Source organism: Pseudoxanthomonas sp. LjRoot206, from assembly GCF_056175725.1.
This window is the reverse complement of record NZ_JBGFFI010000004.1, coordinates 490,639-503,350: the sequence shown is the minus strand read 5'-3', so window position 1 is coordinate 503,350 and position 12,712 is coordinate 490,639. Positions and strand designations below refer to the sequence as shown.

The 12,712-nt window shown below is 66.8% G+C and carries 11 protein-coding genes; 2 read left to right on the top strand and 9 right to left on the bottom strand.

All coding sequences use genetic code 11. The features are described from left to right. Positions 1-201: 201 nt before the first annotated feature. Complete coding sequence (locus tag AC04MD_RS15340; protein ID WP_475498138.1) at positions 202-1,926, top strand: ExeM/NucH family extracellular endonuclease; 1,725 nt, start codon at positions 202-204, stop codon at positions 1,924-1,926. 139 nt (positions 1,927-2,065) lie between these two features. Here AC04MD_RS15340 and AC04MD_RS15335 read toward each other — a convergent pair whose 3' ends face one another. The 7 genes from AC04MD_RS15335 to AC04MD_RS15305 form a co-directional block, all read right to left on the bottom strand. Then, entirely contained in the window at positions 2,066-2,611 is a 546-nt protein-coding gene (locus AC04MD_RS15335) for a DUF1697 domain-containing protein (RefSeq protein WP_475498137.1), read from the bottom strand. Between the two features lie 63 nt (positions 2,612-2,674). Continuing rightward, positions 2,675-3,100, bottom strand: a complete 426-nt coding sequence (locus AC04MD_RS15330) for a hypothetical protein (RefSeq protein WP_475498136.1) — start codon at positions 3,098-3,100, stop codon at positions 2,675-2,677. Positions 3,101-3,104: 4 nt separating this feature from the next. Further along, the gene (locus AC04MD_RS15325) at positions 3,105-3,335 is read right to left on the bottom strand and encodes a DUF1653 domain-containing protein (RefSeq protein ID WP_475498135.1); all 231 of its coding nucleotides are present in this window, start codon (positions 3,333-3,335) and stop codon (positions 3,105-3,107) included. A 151-nt stretch (positions 3,336-3,486) separates the two neighbouring features. Further along, positions 3,487-3,957 carry a hypothetical protein gene (locus tag AC04MD_RS15320; protein WP_475498134.1) on the bottom strand — a complete coding sequence of 157 codons (471 nt, stop codon included), beginning with the start codon at positions 3,955-3,957 and terminating at the stop codon, positions 3,487-3,489. A gap of 108 nt (positions 3,958-4,065) precedes the next feature. Beyond that, on the bottom strand, positions 4,066-4,617 hold the full coding sequence (locus tag AC04MD_RS15315) for a hypothetical protein (RefSeq protein ID WP_475498133.1): 552 nt from the start codon (positions 4,615-4,617) through the stop codon (positions 4,066-4,068). A gap of 171 nt (positions 4,618-4,788) precedes the next feature. Beyond that, a complete protein-coding gene (ggt, locus tag AC04MD_RS15310; RefSeq protein WP_475498179.1) occupies positions 4,789-6,519 on the bottom strand; it encodes a gamma-glutamyltransferase in 1,731 nt (576 codons plus the stop codon). A gap of 52 nt (positions 6,520-6,571) precedes the next feature. After that, a complete protein-coding gene (locus AC04MD_RS15305; protein WP_475498132.1) occupies positions 6,572-7,204 on the bottom strand; it encodes a tetratricopeptide repeat protein in 633 nt (210 codons plus the stop codon). A gap of 155 nt (positions 7,205-7,359) precedes the next feature. Between AC04MD_RS15305 and AC04MD_RS15300 the strand changes: the two genes are divergently transcribed. Further along, entirely contained in the window at positions 7,360-11,070 is a 3,711-nt protein-coding gene (locus AC04MD_RS15300; protein ID WP_475498131.1) for an indolepyruvate ferredoxin oxidoreductase family protein, read from the top strand. Positions 11,071-11,186: 116 nt separating this feature from the next. Here AC04MD_RS15300 and AC04MD_RS15295 read toward each other — a convergent pair whose 3' ends face one another. Further along, positions 11,187-11,792, bottom strand: coding sequence for a DUF938 domain-containing protein (locus AC04MD_RS15295; RefSeq protein WP_475498130.1), 606 nt, complete (start codon positions 11,790-11,792; stop codon positions 11,187-11,189). A gap of 72 nt (positions 11,793-11,864) precedes the next feature. Next, positions 11,865-12,698: an NYN domain-containing protein gene (locus tag AC04MD_RS15290; RefSeq protein WP_475498129.1), complete on the bottom strand. Its 834-nt coding sequence runs from the start codon at positions 12,696-12,698 to the stop codon at positions 11,865-11,867. Positions 12,699-12,712: the final 14 nt, after the last annotated feature.

Here is a 12,712-nt window from a genome sequence, read left to right as displayed (position 1 = left end):
GCCGGGAACATCGCCGCAATGAACACGCCACGGCGCCGTCGCCCCTCACCCGCCCCCGTATCAGATTCGGGGCAGGCTCTCCGGGCCCCTCTCCCGTTGTCACGGGGCGAGGGGGGGAAGCAGGCCCTCCCGCCTCGCGCGGAAAACCTCCCGTCACCCAATCCGTTTACCCTTGCCGCCTCGCTTTCCCGGTTGCCCACGATGACGTCGTCCCGCTCCCTGCTCACCCTCGCCCTGCTCGCCTCGCTGACCCTGCCCGCCTGCGCGGCCACGCCGAAGGAACGCGTCATCCCGATCGGCCAGGTGCAGGGCGAAGGCGCACGCAGTCCGCTCGATGGTCATACCGTCACCATCGAAGGCGTCGTCACCGGCGCCTTCATAGACGGCCTCGGCGGCTTCTTCGTGCAGGACAGTGGCGACGGCAACGCCAAAACCTCCGACGCCCTCTTCGTCGCCTTGGAAGAAGGCGCGCCGCCGCCGACGATTGCGGTCGGTGACCGCCTGCGCGTGCGCGGCATCGTCGGCGAACGTAAAGCCGGCAACCATGACACGTTGACCGCACTGCATGCGCCGGTGATCCAGCCGCGCGGCAAGGGCAGCATCGCACCGACGGTGCTGACCGCGCAGCCCACCGACTGGGAAGCACTGGAAGGCATGCACGTCCGCATCGATGCCCCGCTCACGCTCAGCGGCACCCACACGCTGGAACGCTTCGGCGAACTGATCGCCAGCTTCGACGGCCGCCTGTGGCAGTCCAGCGAACTCGCCGCGCCCGGCAGCGCGGACGCCAAGCGCCTTGCCGCCGACAATGCGCGCCGCACCCTGCTGCTGGACGACGGCAGCACGAAGCGCGACCCCGCCACCGTCTGGTACATCAAGGACGGCCAGCCGTTGCGCACCGGCACCGTGCTGACCGGCGTGCAGGGCATCGTCGACCAGCGCACTGGCGGCTGGCGCCTGCAACTCACCGCCGCACCGGCCATCGCCGCGCCGCAGCGCTCGGCCGCGCCGCAGGTCGCGGGCAACGTGCGCGTGGCGGCGTTCAACCTGGAAAACCTGTTCAACGGCGACGGCAAGGGCGGCGGCTTTCCCACCGAGCGCGGCGCCAAGACGCCCGACCAATTGAAAGCGCAGATGGCCAAGCTCACCGCCACCATCCGCGGCCTGAACCCCGACATCGCCGCGCTGATGGAACTGGAGAACGACGGCTACGGCGCCGATTCCAGCCTGGCGCAGCTGGTCGCCGCCCTGAATGCCAGCGGCGGCACCTGGCGTTTCGTCGACGCGACGCAGGGCCCCGGCCCCGACACCATCCGCGTCGGCCTGATCTACCGCAGCGACAAGGTCAAGCCGACCGGCAAGCCCGCCACGCTGCAGGAAGGCCCGTTCGGCGAACGCAGCCGCAGTCCGCTGGCACAGGCCTTCGTGCGCAGCAACGGCAAACCCTTCGTCGTGGTCGCCAACCACCTGAAGTCGAAGGGCTGCTCCGAAGCCACCGGCCTGGATGCGGACCAGAAGGATGGCGCCGGCTGCTGGAATGCGTTGCGCCTCGATTCCTCGAAGCGCCTGGACGCGTGGTTGAAGACCGACCCGACCCGCACGCGCAGCGATCGCATCGTAATGCTGGGCGACTTCAACGCCTACGCGATGGAAGACCCGGTGCGCTGGCTGCGCGACGACGCCGGCTGGATCGACGCGTTCACGCAGGCCAAGGTCGAGCAGCCCTACAGCTACGTCTACAACGGCCTGACCGGCCGCCTCGACCACGCCCTGCTCAGCCCGTCGCTGGCGACGCAGCTGCGAGGCGCGGCAGAGTGGCATATCAATGCCGACGAACAGGACGCGCAGGGCTACGCCGATGGCGACGCGTCCGTGCCCTACCGCAGCTCCGACCACGACCCGCTGCTGCTGGGCTTCGATCTGTAGGCGGAAAGACAGCCGGCAATGGTTCCTGTGGGAGCGACGTCAGTCGCGATGTCACCTCCGCGATAGGTCATCGCGACTGGCGTCGCTCCCACAAGGAAGATGTCTGACGCGCGAGCCCGAAACGTGCTGACGCGCCGGATCAGCGATCAACTTTCTCCGCCAGCGCCAGCAGTTTCTGCACTGTGCCCCAGTTGCGCGTCGTGGCCGCTTTCCCCGCCTTGCCCAGCAACGCCTCCGCCGCCTTACTTTCCAGGATGCCGCTGGCGCAGTGCAGGTAGGCGGCGTGCGTGCCGACCAGGAATTGTTCGGGCGCGACGACGTGCGGTGCGATGGCGTCGAGGTTGGCCAACGTGGCGTCGTCCGGCGTGAACGCGACCAGCAGGCGCGACGGATCCGTCGCGGTGTCGGCGAACGGGTTGTCGGCCATGATGGCGGCGAGATCCTTCGCGGATTTCACGATGACGGGCACCTCGATGCCGAGTCGGTCGGCGATGGCCTTCGAGATGCCGGCCGCCAGCGTCGCGGACGTTCCCTTGCCGGCCTTGAAGACGACATTGCCGCTGTTGAGCAGCGTGGCGACGTCGGTGTAGCCGAGGTCTTCCAGCAACGCGCGCAGGTCCGCCATGGCGATGCGCTTGGCCTTGCCGACGTTGATGCCACGGAGCAGGGCGATGTGGGTGGTCATGCAGATATCCCAGAGCGAAGGATGATCGGTTCACAGCGAGGCGAGGATGCCTTGTGCAAGCCATCAGGCACCGAGCACATACACCTTCGCGCCCTTGGATGCGAAGGACACCCTATAGCCTCGTATGTCCCTCATGAATTCTGCCGCCGCGATGCTCACTTCGGAGCGCGGCGACGTGCCGAGCGACTCGATACACACACTGTAGAGCTTGCTGCCGCGACGGGTCCGCTCGAGCGCACCCAGGAACCGTCCGAGGGCATCGCACGAAGCCTTGCTCTGGTCGTCTCCGGGCGTGTCTATCTCGAGAACATCCCAGCCACAGCCACATCCCGTGTGCGGTTCGAGGTAGTACACGTACTTGGAACCGAGCACTGAGCGCACCGCCTTCGCTTCGGCGGACGCAGACGGTACGAGGGTCAAAGAGAAGTCGTTCGTTCTCACCTCGTCGAGTTGCTTGTCCACGCCAACGTAGAGCTGCGAGCAGTTCATAAGCTCACTTGACCGGTGCGAAGCGTCGTACCGGCTGCCCGTCCACGATCAAGTCCTCGCAGAACATCGCATACGGCCGCACCCATAACCCGCCTTCGCCGTACAGCGCGCGGTACACCACCACTGGCTCCAGCGTCTCGCTGTGCCGCGCCACCGCGACGACTTCGTAGTCGTTGCCCTTGTAGTGGCGGTAGAGGCCGGGCGTGAGTTCGGGGATGGCGGGGAGTGTGGCCATGGTGGTGTCCAGGTTCGTGGTTCGCAGGATGTGTGGAGCCGCAGTCCGTAGGATGGGTGGAGCCGTAGGCGATACCCATCGCAGATGCCTATGGGTTCGTGATGATGGGTAGACCGGCTTCGCCGTTGAAAGCCGCTTCGCTCCACCCATCCTACGGCACGATCTCGAACCAGGCCTCCAGGCCCTTGTCGCCGTCCCCATCGCTCGCCTGCCCGCTGCAGGTAGCCCGGTGCAGGTTGTCGTAATCGTGGTGCACGACGCAATACAGCTGCTGTGGCGTACCAGGGCGGTCGACGGTGACGAACAGCTGTTTCACACCTTCGCCGCAGCGCAAGTAACGCGCGGTGGCATTCCGCGTCTTTGTGCCGATCCTTGCTTCGAGGCGGACCTCGGTCGTGGTGGACGCCACGATCTTCATCGTGCCCGAATAGGGCGCGCGATCTTTCGGCGACAGCCCGACGATGCGGTAGTCACCTCGCAGATTATCGACCGTCTTTGCTTCGTTTCCGATGCTTGCCGTACAGAAGGCCCGGGTCTCCAGCGACCGAGGCGGTGCTGCCGGCGCGCGCGGCGGTTCGTTTGAGCCCTGCGCAAGCACTGCAAGCATGAGCCAGGTATGCATGAATGCTTCCTCCCTGATCCCGGGTCTTCTGGACAGATCGAGCCTGAGGCCGTGCGCCCCGGTGGACGCGATGGGCAGACCCGTGTCGCTGCTGACGGCCACTTCGCTTCACCCATTCGACGTCCTATGGGACCTGCTGAACGCAAGCAACAGCTCGCGAAGAACGGTCACTTGGGCGGCGCATTGCTCTGGCGTTCGGAAGTCTCCTATCGCATGGATCTGCACTGGACTCAGAAACAGGGTCTTCAGCGTCGGCCATTTCACCTGCTGAATGAGCTGCCGGCATGTAGGCGAACAGAGCGCGGCAGCGATCTTGGGGGCCTGAGCATGATTGGCTACGTACACCGGCACGCCGAGATCTCTTGAAGCTCCTTCCAATCGGAGACTCATCCCCTGCCTATTCGTTCTCAACGAGGCTCCGAAGCAACCTTCGTTTTCAAACGTCCCTCTCCAGTTTCCAGTGACAACATACGACGCGTCCGATACGCCAACACCAAACCAGAACGCGTCCGTATTAAATCGAACTTTGTAAGGGCAAGGCGGCTCGCCGATAACGTTACGTTGTTGCGAAGTTGAGCGCGCGCCCAGCAGCATCGCCAGCTCCAGCGCGTTTTTTCGTGCCAGGGAACGATCCACCACGTCGGCCACGGCATACAGCATTCTTGCTCACCTATACGAATTCACGTGTTGGAGTTTGTGCCCTGGCCTCAACCCGTAGACAGCGCGATAGATTGGGGTGAGCGCGCGAAGCCCAACAGGTAGATGTTTCATCACTGCGATGTTGGGGTTCACTCCGTTCAGCCCAACCTATGAAAGCCCTTGCGCAACCCCTCAATACCCCGCCGCCTGCCCATCCTTGCGGCTCTCACTGGCGCCGTAATACACGCCGGTGTCCGGGTCGCGCTTGATCGCCTGGTAGCCGCCATAGGGGCCGAGCGCCCATTCGACGTGGTGGCCCTTGTCCATCAGCGCGCGCACGGTTTCGTAGGGGAAGCCCGATTCCAGCTGCACCACGCCGCCGTCGCTCATGACCTTGGCGCTGCCGACCGGTTCGGTGGAGCCGTCGTGCTGCACGCGCGGCGCGTCGCCGGCTTCCTGCAGCGTCATGCCGAAGTCGACCAGGTTCATCACGATCTGCACGTGGCCCTGCGGCTGCATCGCGCCGCCCATCACGCCGAAGCTGACCCACGGCTTGCCGTCCTTGGTGATGAAGGCCGGGATGATGGTCTGAAACGGGCGCTTGCCCGGCGCGTAGCAGTTGGGATGCGGCGTGGCGCCCTCGCAGCCGTTCAGCACGAACATCTCGCCACGGTCCTGCAGGATGAAGCCCAGGCCGGTCGGCGTCATGCCGCTGCCCATGCCGCGGTAGTTGGACTGGATCAGCGAGACCATCATGCCGTCCTTGTCGGCGACGGTCATGTAGATGGTGTCGCCTTCCTCCAGTTCCTTCGGCGTGCCGGGCTGCACTTCGCGCAGCACCTTGTCGGGCGAAATGAGTTTCGCACGCTCGCGCGCATACGGCTTGGAGATCATGCGGGCGACGGGCAACGGCTGGAACGCAGGGTCGGCGTACCAGCGCGCGCGGTCGGCGAAGGCCAGCTTCTTCGCTTCCACCAGCAGGTGCACGTGCTCGGGACTGCCGTAGGGGATCCTGCTGAAGTCGTAGCCTTCCAGCACGTTGAGCATCTGCAGCGCGGCGATGCCCTGCCCGTTCGGCGGCAGTTCCCACACGTCGTAGCCGCGGTAGTTGGTGCTGACCGGTTCGACCCACTCGCCGTGGTGGGCCGCCATGTCCTCGTACGAGAGGAAGCCGCCGTTGGCCTTGAAGTAGGTGTCGATGGTGCGTGCGATGTCGCCCTTGTAGAACGCGTCGCGACCGCCATCGGCGATCTTCTGCAGCGTGTCGGCGAGATACGGGTTCTTCCACATCTCGCCGGTGCGCGGGGCACGGCCAGCGATGGTGAACTGCTCGGTGAAGCCGGGGAACTTCGACAGCCGCGGCACCGAGCGTTCCCAGTAGTAGGCGATCGTCTGGTGCACCGGATGGCCGTCGCGCGCGTAGCGGATGGTCGGCGCCAGCAGGTCCTTCATCGGCAGCTTGCCGAAGCGGCCGTGCAGCGCGAACCAGCCGTCGACCGTGCCGGGGACGCTGACCGGCAATGGGCCGTGCGCCGGGATGTCGGTGATGCCCTGTTGCTTGAAATAGTCGAGCGCCAGCGATTTCGGCGAACGGCCGGAGCCGTTGTAGCCGTGCAGCTTCTTCGTCTTCGGATCCCAGACGATGGCGAACAGGTCGCCGCCGATGCCGTTGCCGGTGGGCTCCATCAGGCCGAGCGCGGCATTGGCGGCAATGGCCGCATCCATCGCCGTGCCGCCCTGCTTCATCACGTCCAGCGCGATCTGCGTGGCGAGCGGATGCGAGGTGGCCGCCATCGCGTGCGGCGCGATGACGTCCGAGCGGGTGGCGAAGGCGCGACCGGTGATGCGGTCGGCGGCGGAAGCGGGGATACCGGCGGCGGCGGTCAACGCCGTCGCCAGGCACAGCGAAGCAAGGGTGCGCATCGTGGACGGAGGATGGCGCACGGTGCGCGCCTTCATCCGCCGATCTTACGCGTTACGGCCAGACCGGCGGATTGGCCTGCCAGGCGCCCAGCACTTCGGCCAGGGTGTCGCGGTCTTCCTGCCGCCAGCCGGGCAGCAACGTGGCGTAGTTGCGCGCATCGGTCCACAGCAGCGGTTCGGTGCGCACGGCGGCGCCGTACCACTGCACCGCCTCTTCCTTGCGACCCTGCTTCCACAGCGCCAGCGCCAGCGTGGGCGGCACCCACGACGGACCGCGGACGGCGCTGACCAGCGGCGTCCATTGCTGCAGTGCCGCTTCGTGTTCGCCCAGGCGATACAGGTCCCAGCCGTAGTTCCAGCTGATCGCACGCCACAGGTTGCCGCCGGACTGCGTGCTGCCCAGCGCCTGCTGGTAGAGCTGCCGACCCAGGTCGGCACGTCCGTCGTTCAGCGCGATATGCGCCAGTTGCGCGGTGGCTTCGACCATCTTGCGGCCACGCTCGCGCGCCTTGACCAGCTGGTCCACCAGCGCGGCCCCTTCCACGCCGGTGACGGCGACGACCGGCGCGGCGGCGCGGTCCTCGTCGAAGTAGAACTCCTTCGGCTTCGGCACCGTCTGTGCCTGCGCGGAAAAGACCGCCGATGCCAGCACGATGGCCAGCAGTGTGTACTTGCCTGCTTTCACTACGTTTCCCCCGGACTACGACAGCCCCCCGGCGCATCCTAACCGTTGCAATGCACAACGACGGAGTGATGGACGTCACAGAAAAGGCCGCTGTTACAATGCGCGCCTTCACGCCCGAGGGGTTTTCGGGCCACGCCAGCCGCTTTGGGCCCGCCATGACCAGCACCGCCGAACTCACCTCGCCCTCGTCCGCCAATTCGCCGCAGATCGGGGTGATCGACAGCGACTACACGCTGGAACACAAGTACACGCGCACCGACGGCCGCATCTACCTGAGCGGCGTGCAGGCGCTGGTGCGGCTGCCGCTGATGCAGCGGCTGCGCGACCAGGCCGCCGGCCTGAACACCGCCGGCTTCATCAGCGGTTACCGCGGCTCGCCGCTGGGTGGCTTCGACCTGGAGCTGTGGCGCGCACGCAAGCACCTGGAGACGGCAGGCGTGAAGTTCACCCCGGGCCTCAACGAGGACCTGGGCGCGACCATGGTGTGGGGCACGCAGCAGACCAACCTGTTTCCCGGCGCCAAGGTCGATGGCGTGTATTCCATGTGGTACGGCAAGGGTCCGGGCGTGGACCGCTGCGGCGACGTGTTCAAGCACGGCAACGCGGCCGGCACCTCGAAGTTCGGTGGCGTGCTGGCGCTGGCGGCCGACGACCACAACTGCCGCAGCTCGACGCTGCCGCACGGCTCGGAAGACGAATTCGTCAGCGCGATGATGCCGGTGCTGAACCCGGCCGGCGTGCAGGACATCCTCGACCTCGGCCTGGTCGGCTGGGCGATGAGCCGCTACACCGGCCGCTGGATCGGCTTCAAGACGATCGCCGAGACGGTGGAATCGTCGGCGTCGGTGCAGGTGGATTCGTTCGCGCGCGAGATCATCCTGCCGGAAGACTTCGCCATGCCGGCCGGCGGCCTCAACATCCGCTGGCCGAATCCGCCGCTGGACCAGGAGATGCGCCTGCACAAGTACGCGGTCGCCGCGGCGCAGGCGTTCGCGCGGGCGAACAAGGTCGACCGCATCGTGCTGGATTCGCCGCGCGCGCGCCTCGGCATCGTCACCACCGGCAAGAGCTACCTGGACGTGCTGCAGGCGCTGGAATACCTGGGCCTGGACGAACAGGCCTGCGCGGACATCGGCATCCGCGTCTACAAGGTCGGCATGACCTGGCCGCTGGAGCCGGTGGGCATCACCGAATTCGCCAAGGGGCTGGAAGACATCGTCGTGGTGGAGGAGAAGCGCGCCTTCATCGAGCGGCAGATGAAGGAGTACTTCTACAACTGGCCGGCCAGCGCGGGCACGCGCCCGTCCATCGTCGGCAAGTACGACGAGGGCGGGGAGTGGATCCTGCCGTCCACCGGCGAACTGACCCCGGCGACGATCGCCGGCGTGATCGGCCGCCGCATCCAGCGGTTCTTCACCACCGAATCCATCGAACAGCGCCTGCGCTGGATGGAGGAGAAGGAAGCCGAGATGGCGCTGCCGCGCGCCAACTTCCCGCGCGTGCCGCACTACTGCAGCGGTTGCCCGCACAACACCTCGACGGTGGTGCCGGAAGGTTCGCGCGCGCTCGGCGGCATCGGCTGCCACTACATGGTGACGTGGATGGACCGCGACACCGACACCTTCACCCACATGGGCGGCGAAGGCGTGACGTGGTCGGGGCAGGCGCCGTTCACCGAGACGGAGCACGTGTTCCAGAACCTGGGCGACGGCACGTTCTTCCACTCCGGTTCGCTGGCGGTGCGCCAGTCGGTCGCCACCGGGGTGAACATCACCTACAAGATCCTCTACAACGATGCGGTGGCGATGACCGGCGGCCAGCCGGTGGACGGCACGCTGTCGGTGCCGCAGATCGCGCACATGATGCGGTCCGAGGGCGTGGACATGATCGTTGTCGTCAGCGACGAAGTGGGCAAGTGGAGCAAGCGCGAGATCTTCCCGTCCGGCGTCGAGTTCTTCGACCGCAAGGAACTGGACGACGTGCAGCGCCGCCTGCGCACGGTCAAGGGCGTGTCGATCCTGATCTACGACCAGGTCTGCGCCACCGAGAAGCGCCGACGCCGCAAGCGCGGCAAGCTGCCGGACCCGGCCAAGCGCACGATGGTCAACACGCTGGTCTGCGAAGGCTGCGGCGACTGCGGCGTGAAGAGCTTTTGCGTGTCGGTGCTGCCGAAGGAAACCGAGTTCGGCCGCAAGCGCGAGATCGACCAGTCGAACTGCAACAAGGACTTCCGCTGCGTCGACGGCTTCTGCCCCAGCTTCGTCACCGTGCACGGCGGCACGCCGCGCAAGGGCAAGAAGGCGAATGCGGCCGACCTGCTCGCCTCGCTGCCGGCACCGGCGTTCAAGTCGGCTCTCGACGAACCCTGGAACATCCTGATCACCGGCGTCGGCGGCACCGGCGTGGTGACGATCGGCGCGCTGCTCGGCATGGCCGGCCACCTGGAAGGCAAAGGCGCCAGCGTGCTCGACCAGACCGGCCTGGCGCAGAAGGGCGGCGCGGTCACCACCCACATCCGCATCGCGCGCACGCCGGAAGACATCCACGCCGTGCGCATCGCCGCCGGCGAGGCCGACCTGGTGCTGGGCTGCGACATGGTGGTGGTCAACGACTACTGGGTGCTGTCCAAGGTGCGCGGCGAGCGCTCGCAGGTGGTACTGAACACTTACGAGGCGATGCCGGGCACGTTCACCACGCATCCGGACATGCAGTTCCCCGCCACCGACATCGTCGCCGGCGTGAAGGTCGCCCTGGGCGGCCGCGAGCCGATGCTGGTCGATGCCACGCAGATCGCGACCGCGCTGATCGGCGACGCGATCGGCAGCAACCTCTTCATGCTGGGCTACGCCTGGCAGCAGGGACTGGTGCCGATCTCGTACGACGCCATCATGCGTGCCGTCGAACTCAACGGCGCCGCCGTCGAGATGAACAAGACCGCGTTCGCCTGGGGCCGCCTGGCCGTGGTGAACCCGCTGGCCGTGCAGGAAGCGGCCGGACTGATCCAGAACACGCAGACGGAGAGCGAGCGCACGCCGGGCACGCTGCAGGTCCTGCCGCCGGGCGAATGGGAAAGCTCCGAGTGGGGCGCGACCTCGGCGCCGCGCAATCCGGGCAACGAAAGCGAGCTGCGCGGCCTGCCGGAAGGCGCCAGCGGTGGTGGCGACAACGTCGCCTTCCTCCCGCTGGACGACCTGCGCCTGTCGCGCTCGCTGGACGAACTGATCGCACGCCGCACCTCGTTCCTGACCGACTACCAGGACGCCGCCTATGCGCGCCGCTACACCGACCTGGTGGCGAAGGTGCGTGCGGCCGAGAACGTCAAGGCGCCCGGCTCGACCGCGCTGACCGAGGCAGTGGCGCGCTACTGCTTCAAGCTGATGGCGTACAAGGACGAGTACGAAGTCGCGCGCCTGTACACCAGCGGCGATTTCCAGCGCCGCCTGCAGCAGCAGTTCGACGGCGACTACGAGGTGCACTTCCACCTGGCGCCGCCGCTGTTCGCCAAGAAGGACGCGCACGGCCGCCTGATGAAGAAGGAATACGGCCCGTGGATCTTCAAGGCCTTCGGCCTGCTGGCGAAGCTGCGCTTCCTGCGCGGCGGCACCTTCGACGTGTTCGGCTACACCGAGGAGCGCAAGGGCGAGCGCCAGCTGATCGCCGACTACGGCAGCACCGTGGATGAGCTGCTGGCGTCGCTGGATGCCGACCGGCTGGGCCTGGCGGTGGAGATCGCCAGCATTCCCGAACACATCCGCGGCTACGGCCACGTCAAGGAAAAGCACCTGCACGCGGCCAAGGCGCGCGAGGCGGAACTGCTCGGCCTGTGGCGCAACCCGAAGTCGCTGCACATCGTGCAGGCCGCGTAAGAAGACAACCTCGTCAAGTCGGGGGGCGGTCATGACCCCTGTAGGAGCGCCCTCGGGCGCGATGCTTTTTCCCTGGACCTGTCAACGAGCCAAAAGCATCGCGCCCGAGGGCGCTCCTACAGAGGCGGGCAACCTGTCCGCCGCCAGACCAGGCAGCGGTTGTTGGCCGGCATGGCGTTGTCCTCGACGAGCGCCAGGCCAATCGCGTGTGCCAGCGCATCGACGGCGTCGAAGTCGCGGATGCCGGACACGGGATCGCGATCCTTGAGCCACTGCTCGAAGGCGCGATTGCTGTCGCTGGTGAACTCGCCGCCGTAGTTGAACGGGCCGTAGACCACCAGCAACCCGCCCGGCTCGAGTAACGCGCCGGTGCCGGCGAAGAAGGCTTCGACCTGCGGCCAGCCCATGATGTGCAGGCTGTTGGCGGTGAAGACCGCATCGAACGCGGCGTCGGGCCATGGGCCGTCGACATCCAGTTCGATGGCCGGCGGCGTGTTGGGCAATGCCGCATCGTCCAGCCACAACGCGATGCCCGGCAGGTTCTCGGCACGGTCGCTGCACTGCCAAGTGAGCGATGGCATCGCCGAGGCGAAATGCACGGCGTGCTGGCCGGTACCGCTGCCGACCTCGAGCACGCGGCGTGTGTCGGCAAGATGGCGCTGCAACACCGACAGGATTGGGCCCCGGTTGCGTTCGCACGACGGCGCGAAGGGCTTGGTCATGCCGCGTAGCGCGCGCCACGCGCACGACCTCGCATGGCCGGAAGGATCATGACGTCGTGCGCATGGCGCACGCTACGCGGCCCGCACATAGAATCGTTTCGCACCGCCCTCGCCTGCCCGTTCCTCGACGGTGAAGTGGCGCGGATGCGCCTTCAGCAGGTCGCTGAGTTTCTTGTGCCCGTACAGGCGGGTATCGAAATCGGGGCGCACCTTGTTGAGGTAACTGCCGACGCTGCCGAGGAAGGCCCAGCCCTGGTCGTCGCTGGCCTCCTCGATGGCCTGGCGGATCAGCCGCAGCGGCAGCGATTCGTGCTTGCCCGCCTCGACCACGGGCGCGGCGGTCGGTTCGGCCTGTGCGGCCGGCTTCTTCGCAGCGGGCTTGGCCGCCTTCTTCGCGGGCTTCGGCGGCGATGCCGGCGCAGGCGGTGTCGGCACTTCGCTGCGCAGCACCTCGACGTAGATGAACTTGTCGCAGGCCTGCACGAAGGCATCCGGCGTCTTGCGCTCGCCGAAGCCGTAGACGGTCAGTCCTTCCTCGCGCAGGCGCTGCGCCAGGCGGGTGAAGTCGCTGTCGCTGGAGACCAGGCAGACGCCGTCGAACCGGCGCGTGTACATCAGGTCCATCGCGTCGATGATCAGCGAACTGTCGGTGGCGTTCTTGCCGCTGGTGTAGGCGAACTGCTGCACCGGGTTGATCGAGTGCTTCAGCAGCGCCTGCTTCCATTGGGTCATGCGCGTGCTGGTGAAGTCGCCGTAGATGCGCTTGACGCTGGCGACGCCATACTTGGCGGTTTCCGCCAGCAGGCCTTCGATGACGGCGGGCTGTGCGTTGTCGGCGTCGATCAGCACCGCCAGTCGCGGCTGTTCGTCGTCGTTCTCGGGCCGGGCGACCGGGCGGGATGTCATGCGGGCCGATTCCT